At 39.6% G+C, this 15,247-nt stretch carries 15 protein-coding genes; 13 read left to right on the top strand and 2 right to left on the bottom strand.

Annotated elements, in window-relative coordinates:
- Positions 1 to 2 precede the first annotated feature (2 nt).
- Positions 3 to 884 (top strand): PhzF family phenazine biosynthesis isomerase, encoded by an 882-nt coding sequence (locus NSQ54_11080; GenBank protein ID WYP24879.1) that lies wholly within the window; start codon positions 3 to 5, stop codon positions 882 to 884.
- 55 nt (positions 885 to 939) lie between these two features.
- Here NSQ54_11080 and NSQ54_11075 read toward each other — a convergent pair whose 3' ends face one another.
- Entirely contained in the window at positions 940 to 1,803 is an 864-nt protein-coding gene (locus tag NSQ54_11075) for an AraC family transcriptional regulator (protein ID WYP24878.1), read from the bottom strand.
- Positions 1,804 to 1,971: 168 nt separating this feature from the next.
- Between NSQ54_11075 and NSQ54_11070 the strand changes: the two genes are divergently transcribed.
- From NSQ54_11070 to NSQ54_11055, 4 genes are all read left to right on the top strand, one after another.
- Positions 1,972 to 3,273, top strand: coding sequence for an alpha-glucosidase/alpha-galactosidase (locus tag NSQ54_11070; protein ID WYP24877.1), 1,302 nt, complete (start codon positions 1,972 to 1,974; stop codon positions 3,271 to 3,273).
- A gap of 31 nt (positions 3,274 to 3,304) precedes the next feature.
- Positions 3,305 to 4,582 (top strand): sugar ABC transporter substrate-binding protein, encoded by a 1,278-nt coding sequence (locus NSQ54_11065; protein ID WYP24876.1) that lies wholly within the window; start codon positions 3,305 to 3,307, stop codon positions 4,580 to 4,582.
- Positions 4,583 to 4,652: 70 nt separating this feature from the next.
- The gene (locus NSQ54_11060; protein WYP24875.1) at positions 4,653 to 5,534 is read left to right on the top strand and encodes a sugar ABC transporter permease; all 882 of its coding nucleotides are present in this window, start codon (positions 4,653 to 4,655) and stop codon (positions 5,532 to 5,534) included.
- A complete protein-coding gene (locus NSQ54_11055; GenBank protein WYP28540.1) occupies positions 5,521 to 6,408 on the top strand; it encodes a carbohydrate ABC transporter permease in 888 nt (295 codons plus the stop codon). The genes NSQ54_11060 and NSQ54_11055 overlap by 14 nt, the downstream gene beginning before the upstream one ends.
- 205 nt (positions 6,409 to 6,613) lie before the next feature.
- Here NSQ54_11055 and lexA read toward each other — a convergent pair whose 3' ends face one another.
- Positions 6,614 to 7,243, bottom strand: a complete 630-nt coding sequence (gene lexA, locus NSQ54_11050; GenBank protein ID WYP24874.1) for a transcriptional repressor LexA — start codon at positions 7,241 to 7,243, stop codon at positions 6,614 to 6,616.
- A gap of 151 nt (positions 7,244 to 7,394) precedes the next feature.
- On the opposite strand from lexA, the gene NSQ54_11045 reads away from it, so the two are divergent.
- The 8 genes from NSQ54_11045 (at position 7,395) to NSQ54_11010 (ending at position 15,233) form a co-directional block, all read left to right on the top strand.
- Positions 7,395 to 7,625 carry a hypothetical protein gene (locus NSQ54_11045; protein WYP24873.1) on the top strand — a complete coding sequence of 77 codons (231 nt, stop codon included), beginning with the start codon at positions 7,395 to 7,397 and terminating at the stop codon, positions 7,623 to 7,625.
- Positions 7,606 to 8,283 carry a recombinase family protein gene (locus NSQ54_11040; protein ID WYP24872.1) on the top strand — a complete coding sequence of 226 codons (678 nt, stop codon included), beginning with the start codon at positions 7,606 to 7,608 and terminating at the stop codon, positions 8,281 to 8,283. The genes NSQ54_11045 and NSQ54_11040 overlap by 20 nt, the downstream gene beginning before the upstream one ends.
- A gap of 86 nt (positions 8,284 to 8,369) precedes the next feature.
- Positions 8,370 to 8,609 (top strand): DUF896 domain-containing protein, encoded by a 240-nt coding sequence (locus tag NSQ54_11035; GenBank protein WYP24871.1) that lies wholly within the window; start codon positions 8,370 to 8,372, stop codon positions 8,607 to 8,609.
- 125 nt (positions 8,610 to 8,734) lie between these two features.
- Positions 8,735 to 10,729: a transketolase gene (gene tkt, locus NSQ54_11030; GenBank protein ID WYP24870.1), complete on the top strand. Its 1,995-nt coding sequence runs from the start codon at positions 8,735 to 8,737 to the stop codon at positions 10,727 to 10,729.
- Between the two features lie 139 nt (positions 10,730 to 10,868).
- Positions 10,869 to 11,327: a sporulation inhibitor of replication protein SirA gene (sirA, locus tag NSQ54_11025; protein ID WYP24869.1), complete on the top strand. Its 459-nt coding sequence runs from the start codon at positions 10,869 to 10,871 to the stop codon at positions 11,325 to 11,327.
- Positions 11,328 to 11,428: 101 nt separating this feature from the next.
- Positions 11,429 to 11,644: a YneF family protein gene (locus tag NSQ54_11020; GenBank protein WYP24868.1), complete on the top strand. Its 216-nt coding sequence runs from the start codon at positions 11,429 to 11,431 to the stop codon at positions 11,642 to 11,644.
- A 53-nt stretch (positions 11,645 to 11,697) separates the two neighbouring features.
- Complete coding sequence (locus NSQ54_11015) at positions 11,698 to 13,455, top strand: ABC transporter transmembrane domain-containing protein (GenBank protein ID WYP24867.1); 1,758 nt, start codon at positions 11,698 to 11,700, stop codon at positions 13,453 to 13,455.
- Positions 13,452 to 15,233 (top strand): ABC transporter transmembrane domain-containing protein, encoded by a 1,782-nt coding sequence (locus tag NSQ54_11010; protein WYP24866.1) that lies wholly within the window; start codon positions 13,452 to 13,454, stop codon positions 15,231 to 15,233. Before NSQ54_11015 ends, NSQ54_11010 begins: the two co-directional genes overlap by 4 nt.
- Positions 15,234 to 15,247: the final 14 nt, after the last annotated feature.

Genomic DNA, 15,247 nt, shown 5'->3' with positions numbered 1-15,247 from the left:
CTATGGAGCAATCTGTTCAAGTGATGCACTGGGATGTGTTTAGTAAAGAAAAACATAAAGGGAATCCAGCTGGAGTTGTGTTAGATGCTGATTTCTTAACTGTGGAACAAATGCAATTGATTGCAAAAAAAGTGGGATTTAACGAAACATCATTTGTCGATGAATCAAACGTAGCAGACTTTAAAATCCGTTATTTCACACCTGGTCATGAAATGAATATGTGCGGTCATGCAACAATGGCCGTCAGTTTTGCCCTCCAGAAAATGAAGAAACTCCCTACAAAAAAAGAATGGTCGGTTGAAACGGAAGCTGGGATTCTTTCCATTTCGATTGATGAATCAAGTTGTAAAATGCAGCAAATGAATCCATCCTTTCAAGCTTTTAGAGGTGATAAGGAACGACTGATGGAATCGATTGGACTAACGATAGATGATCTTCATGATTCGTTCCCAATTGTGTATGGAAGCACGGGTATCTGGACATTGTTGGTTCCTATTCGAGGGCTTGAAGCTTTTTCAAGAATGAAACCATTCCAAGATAAATTTCCTGATGCTCTTCGTGAGATGCCTCGAGTCTCCATACATCCATTTTGTATGGAGACGATCCATTCAGAGGCTGATATGCATGCGAGACATTTTTCTTCCCCATATTCTGGTACCATTGAAGATGCGGTTACTGGAACAGCATCCGGTGTAATGGGAGGCTATTATGCGACGTACATTAAGCCTGACGAAGACAAATATAAGCTAAGCGTTGAGCAAGGGATTGAAATAGGTAAGGATGGACGAGTGATCGTTGAAGTCGAGAGACAAGGGGCCGATCTTGAGGTAGCAATTAGAGGAACGGCAACGTATGTAGATGAGATCAACATTACATATAGATAGATTTAAAAAGACGAGCAGTTCATTCAATTGAAGACTGTTCGTCTTTTTATGTGCGTTACTGGTGATTGGTTCGATAGGTGCCAATAGACATACCCATAGCCTTTCTGAAAACCTTACTAAAGTAGTTAGCATTTGCGTAGCCAACCTCTACAGCAATGTGCTTAATCGGTTTGTTCGTATAGATAAGTAATCTGCATGCATGTTGAAGCCTGATTTGGTTTAGATGTTGAATCGGTGTGGTTTTTGCATATTGTTTAAATTGTCTTAGAAGGGAGTACCTCGAAAGGTGCACTTCTTCAGCAATATCTTCAAGTGAAATGGGTAAATGATAATTTTCTTCAATGAAGCGAAGCGCTTGCTTATAACTATGTGGCTCGGTATCCGGCTGATTCTCTACTAAAAAATGCTTAATGCAGGCAAGCAAGAAATGATATCCATGCAAAGAGGCTTGAAATGGATCATCGAGACGATCTGACATGGTCTCTTCTATAATAGAAAACAATTGTTTAATAATGGCTTCATTACGATTTATAGTTGTCACAGGGCCCTTTGCTTCAACGATATTTCTCCAGATATCTTCAGCCTCTTGCCCCCCAAGTGTTAAAAAGACAAACTCCCACGGTTTACCTTGTTCCGGTACATAATAACGATGATCACTAGGAACCGAAACAAAGAAGGCATCTCCTGCTTTTAGTTCATAGGTTGTTCCCTCGTATTCAAGACATCCAGCTCCAGAGAGTGTGTATTGAAAAATTAAGAATCCATGATCGTGTTTTCGAGTTAATCCATGATAATCGTAGCTTTGTTCTGAACGCGTTTCCCAGCCCACGTTGGTTAAAAGAACCGCAGGCTTATGGTTAAGATGATTAAAGTCAAATTCATACATGTGATTCATGAGCGATAGATTTTTTAAAAGCATCTTAAAAACCTCCCAGAAGATATGTATGTGGGTTGCAACAAATTTACCCTAAAAACAAAATTAATTACCGTTTAAAAGAAAGCGTTTTCATAATATGATTATCTATAGATAGTATAGCAACTTACACACATTGTTAATAGTTTGATTTCATGATGGAGGTTTATTTCTATGTCTAAAATTACGTTTATCGGTGCAGGCAGTACAGTTTTTGTGAAAAATGTATTAGGCGATTGCATGATGGTACCAGCATTATCTGGTTTTGAATTTGCATTATATGATATTGACGCAAAACGAATGGAGGAATCGCACAACTTACTTTCCCAACTAGCAAGCACACTTAAAGCGGATGTTCACATTAAATCATACAGCGATCGAAAAGAAGCATTAAAGGGTGCTAAGTATGTATTTAATGCGATTCAAGTGGGTGGATACAAGCCAAGTACGGTTATTGATTTTGAGATTCCGAAGAAATATGGATTACGTCAAACGATTGCCGACACGGTTGGAATTGGTGGTATTTTCCGTGCGTTGAGAACGATACCAGTCATGCTTGATTTTACTCGAGATATTGAAGAAGTTGCACCTGATGCGCTATTTATGAATTATACAAATCCAATGGCTACGCTGATGGGAGCAATTCAACAAAACTCAGGTGTAAAATCGGTTGGGCTATGTCATAGTGTTCAAATTTGTACAAAGGATCTCTTTAAAAGCTTGGGGATGGAACACGATCGGATTGAAGAAAAGATCGCAGGGATAAATCATATGGCATGGCTTCTTGAAGTGAAGCAGGATGGTATCGATCTCTATCCGGAAATTAAAAGGCGAGCGAAAATGAAGCAGGAAAAAGAACGTCACCATGATATGGTTCGTTTTAAATTAATGGAGCACTTTGGTTATTATGTAACGGAATCATCCGAGCATAATGCAGAGTATCATCCTTACTTTATCAAATCAAAGTATCCTGAACTAATTGAACAATTAAACATTCCGCTTGATGAGTATCCAAGACGATGTGAAGAGCAAATCGCAAACTGGCAAAAGGTTCAAAAAACGTTGATGTCAGAGGGCGTGCAGCACACGAGATCTAAAGAATATGGTTCACGAATCGTTGAAGCGATTGAAACCAATCAACCATTTAAATTCGGTGGAAATCTCTTAAACACAGGAAATCTGATTACTAACCTGCCAACAAAAGCAACGGTAGAGGTTCCATGTATTGCAGATCGTAATGGAATTACACCAACGTTTGTAGGCGAGCTTCCTATACAGTTAGCGGGTTTAAACCATACGAATATTCACTCTCAGCTTCTGACGATTGAAGCGGCGGTTACAAAAAAGAAAGAATATATCTATCAGGCGGCCTTACTTGATCCGCACACAAAAGCGGAACTATCAATTGATGATATTGTTGCAATGTGTGACGAGTTAATTGAAGCTCATGGCGATTACTTACCGACGTACCAATGATTAAAAACAATATGAATTGGGGGAGTAAGGGATGAAAAAACGATCTGGTGTATTTGTACTTGGTGGAATGGCGATAGGACTTGTAGCTCTTGCTGGTTGTAGTAGCTCTGGTTCCTCAGGTGATGGGAAAGTGGAATTAACATTCTCTGCCTGGGGAAACCCAGCAGAGTTAAAAGTATACCAAAGAGCAGTAGATGCATTTAATGAGCAGAGTGACTCCGTAGAAGTGGAACTTACGGGGATACCAAACGACAACTATTTTCAAACATTAACCACTAGACTTCAAGGTGGGCAAGCGCCTGATTTATTTTATGTAGGAGCAGAAGACATTTCCACACTCATTTCTAATGGAACGATTGAGCCACTTAGTGAATTTTTAAATACGGATGCTTCTTTTGTAAAAGCGGATGAATTTGCAGATGGATTATGGGGAGCCTCACAAAAAGACGATGAAATTTACGGTTTGCCTGTAGACTGTAACCCGTTCCTAATGTATTACAACAAAGGAATGTTTGAAGAGGCAGGAATAAAGACACCTCAAGAATATTTCGATGAAGGAAACTGGAACTGGGAAGCAATGGAGGAAGTGACCTCTCAATTAAGAGATGCCGGAAAGTACGGCTTCGTTCAAGAGGGTGGTCATGGCAACATTATTAACTGGGTCTGGTCAAACGGCGGACTATTTGCTGAAGACGATCAAATCGTTGCCGATGAAAATGATTTAACGCTTGAAGCGTTTGAATTCGTTGAGCGAATGGTTGCAGAGGATAACTTTATCTTCTCAGGTACCCTTCCAGAAGGGCAAGGAATGGATGCCATGTTTATGTCGAACCAAGTGGGTATGGTAGGGGCAGGAAGATGGTTAACACCAATGTTCCTTGAAACAAGCATCGACTTTGATTATATTCCTTGGCCAACCAACACCGAGGAAGAAATTCCAAGCGTTAATATTGCAACCGCTTACATGAGCGCGAATGCAAAAGGTGATCATGTAGAAGAAGCGATGGAGTTTGTTTCTTTCTATACATCTCAGGTAGGTCAGGAAACAAGACTAGATGGAGAGGGTAACGCGGTACCATCTGTTAGTGGTATTGATGAGGTTGTTGTAAATCAAGAGAAACCAGAACACGGTTCTTATTTGTTAGATGCACGTGAAACTGGTCGAGTGGTTGGCTTAGAATTTACTTCTCCTGGCTTAAACAAAGAGCTTGAAGATATTTACGAAGTGATGCTACTTGGAGATTTGTCTCCAAAAGAGGCAGTTGATCAGGCGGCAGATGTAGCAAGAGACATGTTAGGCGAATCTTAAGTTGAAGTGGAGGAGTCAGTAGGTACTCTGACTCCTTTTTGCATGATTCATAGATAAGGAGGAACCACTGATGAATGATTCTAAACGCAAATGGTGGGGTTATTTCTTTATTGCTCCACAGCTCATTGGAATGCTTGCCTTTTCGATTCTTCCTTTAGGGTTTGCCTTTGGTTTAAGCTTTATGAAATGGGATGGATTCGGAGAGCGAGAGTTTGTAGGCTTTGCCAACTATATCAGTCAATTCAAAGATGATAACTTTATTACGGCACTTGTAAATACAGCCTATTATTCAGTCCTAGTCATACCAGTTGGAATAGCGGCGGCTCTTTTAGTTGCGCTTGCCTTAAATAAAGTAAAAGGGAAAACCGTTTACCGTGTCTTTTTCTTTATGCCAGTAGTGACAAGCTCCGTTTCAATCGGTGTGATCTGGATGTGGTTATTAAATGGAGACATCGGACTCATTAATCAGCTGCTCGCGATGATCGGCATTGATGGCCCAAATTGGCTTACAGACCGGAATTTAGTTCTACCATCAATTGCCGGTTTGAGTATTTGGTGGGGCCTTGGAACAAATATGGTCATTTTCTTAGCAGGGCTGCAAGGAATCTCACGAAGTTATTACGAAGCAGCTGATATTGATGGAGCTTCTTCTATTCAAAAGTTCTTGCATATTACGTTTCCACTACTCTCACCAACAACATTTTTTGTCGCCATTATGTCTGTGATTGGCTCCTTTCAAGTATTCGACCAAGCCTATGTCATGACTCAAGGTGGGCCAGGTAAAGCTAGTTATACACTTGTTTATCATATTTATGAAACGGCCTTTGGACGAACGGCCTTTGGTCCAAGTACAGCATCAGCCATGGTATTATTTGCGATTATTTTAATGTTCACGTTGATTCAATTCTCAGTTTCAAGAAAGTGGGTGCACTATGAAGATGGAGGAAGGTAAAACAACAATCGAACAACAACCACCTAAACAAGTGCGTCATCATAATAAATCAAAGATACGACCATCTCAAATCGCCCTTCACTTTGCCTTAATTATCGGATCACTTGTGATGGCCGGCCCATTTATTTGGATGGCACTGAGTAGTTTGAAGTCATTTGAACAAATCTTTGCCGTACCACCAGTTTGGATTCCAGATCCATTCATGTGGAGCAATATTACAGATTCATTAAGTGCTATGCCGTTTGGCCGGGCTTATTTTAATAGTTTCTATATTTCATTTGTTGTTGTTTTTAGCCAGTTGCTCACATGTTCAATGGCTGCATATGCATTCGCAAAGATTAAATTTCCTGGCTCACGCTTTTTGTTTGTCGCATTTCTAGCAACTATGATGGTTCCGATGCAAGTAACACTGATTCCTTTATATATCATTATGGATAACATCGGCTGGGTAAACAGCCACCTATCAATCTTAGTACCGAACGCTCTATTTAATGCATTTGGCGTGTTCTTGCTCAGACAATTTATTATGGGTATTCCAAAAGAAATGGAAGAAGCGGCGGTTATGGATGGAGCAAACCCGCTATATATCTATTGGAAAATCATTCTGCCACTTGTAAGACCAGCTCTAGCAGCATTCGGAATTTTCTCGTTTATCGGGATTTGGAATAACTTTATCCAGCCGCTAGTCTTTTTAAGTGACCAGGATTTATATACGGTACCGTTACTACTAGCAACGTTTAAAGGACTTTACGTAACAAACTGGCCACTTATGATGGCTGGAGCAACGATTTCGGTTATTCCGGTTCTCGTCATTTACGTATTCGCCCAACGACAAATCATAGAGGGAATTGCATTAACAGGTGTAAAAGGGTAAGGTGTGCAATACTAAACAAGTAGCCAGGTTCTCCAAATGGAGAATCTGGCTACTTGTTTTTAAAAGAATCATTTAAGACGATAAATTGTTCTTTTAGAAGGGATAAACAACATTAAAATTTCACGTACCGAATTTGGTAAGGTTTAAAAAAGAGTCAAATATAAAAAAACACGCTGACGAAAAGGTCAGCGTGTGTAAAGAAAAATTAATGAATCGTCCGAAAGACACCAATAACTTTACCTAAAATCGTAACGGAGGATAGAATAATCGGTTCCATTGATGCATTTTCTGGTTGAAGTCGAATTCGGTCTTTCTCCTTAAAGAATCGCTTAACCGTTGCTTCGTTTTCATCTGTCATCGCAACAATAATATCTCCGTTATTAGCTGTCTGCTGTTGTCTGACAATAACCATGTCACCATCATAAATCCCAGCTTCTATCATACTTTCCCCTTCAATAACTAGCACATATGTATTGTCATCCGCTGTCATGTGCTCTGGAAGAGGTAAATAATCTTCAATACTTTCAATCGCTGTAATAGGAAGACCTGCGGTTACTTTACCAATAATAGGTGCATAGCTTGCTTGACGCTTAGGATTTTCACTAGCTCCTACAATATCTTCTAAATCTAGCACTTCGATTGCTCTAGGTTTAGTAGGGTCACGACGGATATAGCCTTTTTTCTCAAGTCTTGATAAGTGTCCATGAACTGTAGAACTTGATGCAAGACCGACTGCTTCGCCAATTTCACGTACAGAAGGTGGGTATCCTTTTTTACGGACTTCTACTTTTATAAATCCAAGAATTTCTTCTTGACGTTTAGAAAGCTTTGTCATTCTATTACACTCCTCTTACGTTTCCTTTGTATTTAAATCCTACCATACGAACATATGTAACGCAAACATAAGTTCTGAAAATACAGTTGACACAAACGAATGTTCCCTTTATTATAAAAGGCGAACAAACATTCTATTAGAGGTGAGCGATATGAGTAAGAAATGGACAGGACAGGAATTCTTTTTACTTGGAGCAGCCATCATTACATTGGGCCTTATGTATATAACCATTTTACTTCCAAACGAACAGGTTGATCAGCAAATTGTTGATCGCGTTGAAGAACAATATGATAATGTTGTAGAGACAGTACCACCAGCAAATGTCGATTATGCATATAAATTTAGTAATGGAGTAAAAAGTGATGGAAAAACCGACAAATAGGGTCATTATTTATAGTAGAGTAAGTACAGAAAAGGAAGAACAGCAAACATCACTTGAAAGACAAGAGCAAGAGCTTACGGCGATGGTAGAAGAAAAAAGATGGACACTTGTTCATTCGATTAAAGAGAAAGCAAGTGGATACGAAATTGATCGAGAAGAAATGTTAACGATTCTTGATCTAGCGAAAGAAAAAGCGTTTGATATTTTATTAATACAAGATGAAACAAGACTTGCTAGAGGTCATGCCCGAATGGCGCTTTTGTATCAATTAAAGAAATTTGGCATACACATCTTCACCTTGCAGGATCACGAACAACTACAATTATCTGAGGCTGATGAAATGGTACTTAGTATTGTTTCAATTGTTGAGGAATATCAAAGAAAGCTTCATAATTTAAAGATTCGAAGAGGGATGAAGAGAGCGATGGCAGATGGCTACCATCCTGAACAGAATTTTTCGAGCTTAGGCGGAGGCGGAAGAGATCGATTGGATGTTCCGTTACAAGAAATTATTCGTTTAAGAGAAAGAGGGCTAGCTTTTTATGATATTTCTGCAACATTAAAAGGGCTTGGCTATAATTTATCGAAAGCAACTGTGCATCGTCGGTATCAAGAGTATATGAAAGAAAAAAATATAGAAGCAAATGCTAAGAGCTAAACTCTGAGCAGTCAAGTTGAAGGTTTTTATCTTACATGATAACATTTTGATCAAACGAACTGTTTTCTAGAAAGTGAGTGTTTATCATGCTACATCAAGATAAATTGAATCGGATTAATCAACTTGCTAAAAAAGCCAAAGATAGCGGCTTGACACTATCTGAAGCGAAAGAACAAAAAGAACTACGGGCACAATATCTTAAAGGGTTCCGTGCATCGTTTAAAAATCAACTTCATTCCGTCAAGGTTGTTGACGAAGAAGGAACAGATGTAACACCAGATGCACTAAAAGAAAGTAAAAAACGTTTTAATGGTCATACTCATTAAAGACTACTTTAAAAAGTAGTCTTTTTTACAAATAATCATAGTCGTCTGACCTTGTGAAATTGTCGGGAATTGTATATGATGAGTGAGAAATAAAATTGAAGTTTTACAGGAGGATGAACATACATATGTCTACAAATGCAGAAATAGTTGCAATTAACACCATTCGTACATTGTCGATTGATAGTGTAGAAAAAGCGAACTCTGGCCACCCGGGAATGCCAATGGGTGCTGCACCAATGGCTTTTGCCTTATGGACTAAGTTTATGAATCATAATCCTAGTAACCCAGAGTGGAGCAACCGCGACCGTTTTGTGCTTTCCGCAGGTCATGGTTCTATGCTCTTATATAGCTTGTTACATCTAACAGGATACGATTTAAGTCTTGATGACCTTCAACAGTTTAGACAATTAGGAAGCCGTACACCTGGACACCCTGAATTCGGTCACACACCTGGCGTTGAAGCGACTACTGGTCCACTTGGACAAGGTGTGGCAATGGCTGTTGGTATGGCAATGGCTGAAAGACATCTTGCAGCTACATATAACAAAGATAACTTTTCAGTTGTAGACCATTTCACATATAGTATTTGTGGAGATGGAGATTTAATGGAAGGTATTTCTGCTGAGGCAGCTTCACTAGCTGGACACCTTAAATTAGGACGTTTAGTTGTGCTTTATGATTCAAATGATATTTCATTAGATGGCGATCTGCACCATTCTTTCTCAGAAAGTGTTGAAGATCGTTATAAAGCATACGGTTGGCAAGTCATTCGTGTAGAAGATGGTAACGATGTAACAGAAATCTCAAATGCAATTGAGCTTGCTAAAACAGATGACCGTCCAACATTAATTGAAGTGAAAACAACAATTGGTTTTGGTTCACCTAACAAATCTGGTAAATCAGCTTCTCACGGTTCACCACTTGGTGCGGATGAAGTTAAATTAACAAAAGAGGCGTATGCTTGGGATTACGAAGGTGACTTCTATATTCCGAGTGAAGCAGCAGAACTGTTTGCTCGTGTAGTAGAAGAGGGCGCTGATAAAGAGAAAGAATGGAATCAACTGTTTGATCAATATGAAGCTGCGTATCCAGAGCTTGCTAAAGAATTTAAGCTTGCAATGGCTGGAGAACTTCCTGAAGGCTGGGATCAAGAGGCTCCGGTTCATGAAGTTGGTACAAGTGTGGCAAGCCGTGCTTCTGCCGGCCAAGCATTAAATGCTTTTGCTAAACACATTCCTCAATTATTTGGTGGATCAGCTGACTTAGCTGGATCAAACAACACGACTTTAAAAGGACAAGATAACTTCAGCCGTGATCAATATGATGGCCGTAACATCTGGTTTGGCGTTCGTGAATTTGCTATGGGTGCTGCTTTAAATGGTATGGCACTACACGGTGGGCTAAAAGTATTTGGCGGAACATTCTTTGTGTTCTCTGATTATCTACGTCCGGCTATTCGTTTAGCTGCTTTAATGGGTCTTCCTGTGACGTATGTGTTCACTCATGACAGTATTGCTGTTGGAGAAGATGGTCCGACTCATGAACCAGTTGAACAGCTGGCTGCACTTAGAGCAATGCCGAATCTGTCAATCATTCGTCCTGCTGATGGAAATGAAGCAACTGCTGCATGGAAACTAGCTCTTGAATCAAAAGATCAGCCTACAGCTCTTGTGCTTAGTCGTCAAAACCTTCCTACACTAGAAGGAACAGCTGAGCTTGCGTACGAAGGTACGAAAAAGGGTGCGTATGTGGTTGATCAAGCTGAAGGTGAAGCACAAGTTCTTCTTCTTGCGTCAGGTTCTGAGGTAGGTCTTGCTGTTGAAGCGAAAAAAGAGCTTGAGAAAGATGGCATCCGTGTAAGTGTTGTAAGTATGCCAAGTTGGGATCGTTTTGAAGCCCAATCTAAAGAGTACAAACAAAGTGTTATTCCTAAACATATCAAAGCACGCTTAGGTATTGAAGTTGGAGCTTCACTTGGTTGGGATCGTTATGTAGGTGATGAAGGGGATATTCTTGCCATTGATCGTTTTGGTGCATCTGGTAAAGGATCCGAAATTCTTGCTGAATATGGTTTCACTGTAGAAAATGTTGTAGCTAAGGCGAAAGCTCTGCTTCAATAATAGTAAAGAGGTAGTCATTGATGACTGCCTCTTTTTTATATGACAAGCATCGACCAAATCTTCGACAGTAAGAAACAGCCTTTTTAATACGAGTTATGTATACTAAGCTCACATACTGTATAAAAGAGGAGGGGACAAGTTGAGAAGCTATCAATTATATCTGCTAGATGAAGCGATCGTGAATCGGTACTATGGGCAGGAAATTAAGCTTTTTAATTTATTTTGTGAACGTTTTACGGCAGATCACACGTTAAAGCCCTTGCTTACAAAACAAGTAGAGTTTATTACGAAACCAGTTCCCATAAAGGATGTATCAACGATCCTCATGCAAGAAGACTATTATTTGAATAGTGAACGTTTGGATTTATCCACCTTTCGGATGGAGCATCGTTCATCGGGAAGCTGGATCGATGTGAAAGTAAGAGATCAACACCTCCTTCTTTTAGCTTTTGGTAAAATGGAGATAGAGACACGTTTGTTTGAGAGACTGAAGGAGTTAAATACGTATTTTTTTGCCGTGAACGTAGGTCAAAAGCGGTTCGGATGGCTAGGTCCGATAAAAAAAGTACAGGCCTTCCAAAATAGCCATTCTATTTGAAAACCTTTCCTTTAAAAGCGTTCCAACTTGAGATATAATAGATGAGGATGTACGGAGCGATTCCGTCGTTTGATTTAGTTTGAAGGAGGACGTTCACCGAAATGTGGATTCATATTATTGGTTATACAGTAGCTGTTCTTGCTGGACTAGCTATCGGATTCTTTGTTGCTCGTAAAACAATGATGTCTTACTTGAAAAAGAACCCGCCTATCAATGAACAAATGCTACGTGTAATGATGATGCAAATGGGACAAAACCCATCACAGAAAAAGATTAATCAAATGATGAAAGCTATGCAGAAGCAGCAAACCAAATAAATGATGCAAGCACCTCTTAATGAGGTGTTTTCTGCGTTAGTAGGGAGGATTACGTGCGGGTTTACAAAGATTTATGGTGGTTCTTTAAAGAAGAGAAAAGAGCATATGTACTTGGGATTTTTGTCTTAATCGTTGTGTCTTTATTTGTTCTTGTTCCTCCTTATATTATTGGTCAAATTGTTGATGGGGTGAATGAATCAACGCTAACTCGGTCTTCTCTTACGCAATGGATTGTACTGTTAGTTTCTGTGGGAGTCATTACCTACGGACTAAGATACGTTTGGCGAATTATGATTTTTGGTGCTTCCATTCGGCTTGCTAGAACCATTCGCAATCAGTTATACGAACACTTTACCAATATGTCAAGTCGATTTTATCAACGATTCAAAACGGGAGACTTAATGGCACATGCAACAAATGACGTCAGAGCTGTGCAAATGACAGCTGGCCAAGGTGTTTTGACAATTGTTGACTCGCTCACAATGGGTGGGGTGGTTGTTTTAACGATGGCTATTGCAATTGATTGGAAGCTAACACTGATTACATTAGCTCCTATGCCTTTTATGGCTCTACTTACAAATTATTATGGTGGGTTATTACATAAACGATTCCGCGCTGCACAACAATCGTTTTCTGAATTAAATGATAATGTGCAAGGTGCAATAAGTGGTGTGAGAGTAACAAAAGCATTTGGGCAAGAACAGGCAGAAACGAACGTATTTAAAGACAAGTCAATGGATGTCGTCGTTAAAAACATAAAGGTAGCAAGAATTGACGCATTATTTTCACCAACGATTTCATTAATCGTAGGGGTTTGTTATTTTCTCGCCATCGTATTTGGTGCGAGGGCTGTTGTTAATGGAACATTAACGATTGGTGAACTAACAAGCTTTACTGTTTACTTATCTCTGTTAATTTGGCCAATGCTTGCTTTAGGGATGTTTTTTAATACAGTTGAACGTGGTCGAGCTTCGTACGATCGTATTCGTTTATTGCTTGCCGAAAAAGAAACCTTTCATGAAGAACCAGATGCACAGGACTATCCAGCCAATGGCGACATTGATGTTCAGATTAAACATTTTCAATATCCAGGTTCGTCCTCTGCTGCGTTAAAAAACATTTATTTACATATCAAGAAAGGCCAAACTATTGGTATTGTTGGAAAAACGGGTAGTGGGAAGACAACCTTACTACGTTTGCTACAAAGGGAATACGATGTGACAGAAGGTCAGATCAATATTGAGGGTGTTCCACTACCTAAGTGGCGGATCAAACGAGTGAAAGAGATGTATGGAACGGTTCCACAGGATCACTTTTTATTTTCAGCAAGCATTGCAGACAATGTCGCTTTTGCTAATCCGAAGGCATCTATAAGTGAAGTAATAAAAGCCTGTCAGTTAGCTGATGTACATAAAGATATTCTTGGATTCAAAGATGGATATGACACATTAGTTGGAGAGCGCGGAGTCACATTGTCAGGTGGGCAGAAACAACGAATTTCTATTGCCCGGGCGCTCCTTTCTGACCCGAATGTTCTGATGATGGATGACGCTTTATCAGCGGTTGATGCAGCTACAGAGGAAGAAATCTTAAAACAATTAAAGTCTCATCGTAAAAATAGTACAAATATTATTACGGCTCACCGATTAAGTGCCATCCATCATGCAGACTTAATCTTAGTATTAAATAATGGGGAAGTTGTTGAGTGTGGGACACACCAAGAGCTAATGAATGTCTCCGGATGGTACTTTAACATGTACAATCAACAGCAGCTTGAGTACGTGGTGGAGAAAGGAGGGAGGGATGCATGAAACACGAAGACCGAGTTCTGAGTAGTAGAGATCAGAAACAGCTTTTATACAGGTTGCTACGCTATACGAAACCGCATCGTGTGAAAATCATTTGTGCATTAACCTTACTTGGAATAGGGACAGCCGCTGAGTTGCTTGGTCCAATCCTTGTTAAAATATTTATTGATGATTACTTAACAGTTGGTGATTTTCCTGTTACACCCTTATTAACACTAGCCATCGTTTATATTGTCTTACATATTGGAGGAGTTATTGCTTCCTACATCCAAGGATTAATGTTCCAAGAAGTGGCCTTAACGATTATTCAAAGACTGAGACTGGATGTCTTTGAAAATGTTCAAAAATTAGGGTTATCCTTTTTTGATCGTACGCCCGCAGGAGGACTTATATCGCGAATCACTAATGACACAGAGTCTATTAAAGAACTTTATATGAGCGTACTAGCTGTTTTTGTTCAAAATTTTTTATTTTTAATTGGCACATTTATTGCTATGTTTTATTTAAATGCAACACTGGCTTTCTACTGCCTCATTTTTTTACCGTTGATCTTATTACTGATGAAGTTATACCGTTCAATGAGTGCAAAGTTCTATGCTGAGTTAAGCGGCAGGCTTAGTCAATTAAATGGGAAGATGAATGAATCAATCCAGGGTATGGCGATTGTTCAGATGTTTAGGCAAGAGAGCAGGCTAAGAAAAGAATTTAACGATGTGAATGAGAAGCATGCCTCAGCTGGGCTAAAAGCAATGAAGGTAGATGGACTTCTTCTTCGACCAATGGTGGACATTCTGGCCATTTTAGCATTAGTCATTGTGCTTGGATTCTTTGGTGTTCAATCGTTCCAGACAACCGTTGAGATTGGAGTGGTTTATGCATTTGTTAACTATCTGGATCGTTTTTTTGAACCAGTTAATCAAATCATGATGCGTCTTTCAATGTATCAGCAGGCAATCGTTTCTGCTGGACGTGTTTTCACGTTAATGGATCACAACGAATACGCACCCTCTAAAAGACAAACAATCAGTGGAAGTGAGGAGAGCCATGCAAGCATTGAGTTTAGAGATGTGACATTCTCATATGATAAGGAAACCGATGTATTAAAGAATATTTCGTTTAAGGTAAACATGGGAGAAACGTTAGCCTTGGTGGGGCATAGCGGGAGTGGTAAAAGTTCAATTGTTAATCTTCTTATGAGATTTTATGAGCTTGAAAAAGGATCAATCTATATAGATGGTCAGCCCTTGTCTTCCTATTCGAACCAAGAACTTAGATCAAAACTAGGATTAGTTTTGCAAGATTCATATCTATATAGCGGAACAATTTCATCAAATATTACCTTGAATCGTCCAAACGTATCTAAAGAGGCAGCAATAGGTGCGGCAGAACTTGTTGGGGCTAGAGAGTTTATTGAGGCTTTGCCTGACACATGGGAAACTGAAGTGGCCGAAAGAGGGTCAACACTGTCAGGTGGACAAAGGCAGCTTATTTCCTTTGCGAGGACAATGGCGCACAATCCAAGTATTCTAATTATGGATGAAGCAACCGCGAATATTGATACAGAGACTGAAGAAGTCATACAAGCCGCACTTCGAAAGATGCAAGAAAATCGAACAACCATTGCAATTGCTCATCGTCTATCAACCATTAAAGACGCCAATCACATCCTTGTTCTTCATCAAGGAGAATGTGTTGAACAAGGTACTCATCATCAGCTTCTACAAATGAATGGCCTCTACAAAAAAATGTATGAGCTTCAAAAGGGTACGGGCCTATCGTAACATAAACAAACGCA

The organism is Alkalihalobacillus sp. FSL W8-0930, from assembly GCA_037965595.1.
Classification (GTDB): Bacteria; Bacillota; Bacilli; order Bacillales; family Bacillaceae_D; genus Alkalicoccobacillus.
This window is presented reverse-complemented; position numbering and strand designations above follow the sequence as displayed.

Excerpts from the sequence above, each read along its gene's own strand:
- lexA (WYP24874.1), bottom strand. The coding sequence starts at position 7,243 with ATGACAAAGCTTTCTAAACGTCAAGAAGAAATTCTTGGATTTATAAAA.
- NSQ54_11035 (WYP24871.1), top strand. The coding sequence starts at position 8,370 with ATGCTACATCAAGATAAATTGAATCGGATTAATCAACTTGCTAAAAAA.
- NSQ54_11080 (WYP24879.1), top strand. The coding sequence starts at position 3 with ATGGAGCAATCTGTTCAAGTGATGCACTGGGATGTGTTTAGTAAAGAA.
- NSQ54_11010 (WYP24866.1), top strand. The coding sequence starts at position 13,452 with ATGAAACACGAAGACCGAGTTCTGAGTAGTAGAGATCAGAAACAGCTT.
- NSQ54_11070 (WYP24877.1), top strand. The coding sequence starts at position 1,972 with ATGTCTAAAATTACGTTTATCGGTGCAGGCAGTACAGTTTTTGTGAAA.
- NSQ54_11065 (WYP24876.1), top strand. The coding sequence starts at position 3,305 with ATGAAAAAACGATCTGGTGTATTTGTACTTGGTGGAATGGCGATAGGA.
- NSQ54_11045 (WYP24873.1), top strand. The coding sequence starts at position 7,395 with ATGAGTAAGAAATGGACAGGACAGGAATTCTTTTTACTTGGAGCAGCC.
- NSQ54_11055 (WYP28540.1), top strand. The coding sequence starts at position 5,521 with ATGGAGGAAGGTAAAACAACAATCGAACAACAACCACCTAAACAAGTG.
- tkt (WYP24870.1), top strand. The coding sequence starts at position 8,735 with ATGTCTACAAATGCAGAAATAGTTGCAATTAACACCATTCGTACATTG.
- NSQ54_11040 (WYP24872.1), top strand. The coding sequence starts at position 7,606 with ATGGAAAAACCGACAAATAGGGTCATTATTTATAGTAGAGTAAGTACA.
- NSQ54_11020 (WYP24868.1), top strand. The coding sequence starts at position 11,429 with ATGTGGATTCATATTATTGGTTATACAGTAGCTGTTCTTGCTGGACTA.
- NSQ54_11060 (WYP24875.1), top strand. The coding sequence starts at position 4,653 with ATGAATGATTCTAAACGCAAATGGTGGGGTTATTTCTTTATTGCTCCA.
- NSQ54_11075 (WYP24878.1), bottom strand. The coding sequence starts at position 1,803 with ATGCTTTTAAAAAATCTATCGCTCATGAATCACATGTATGAATTTGAC.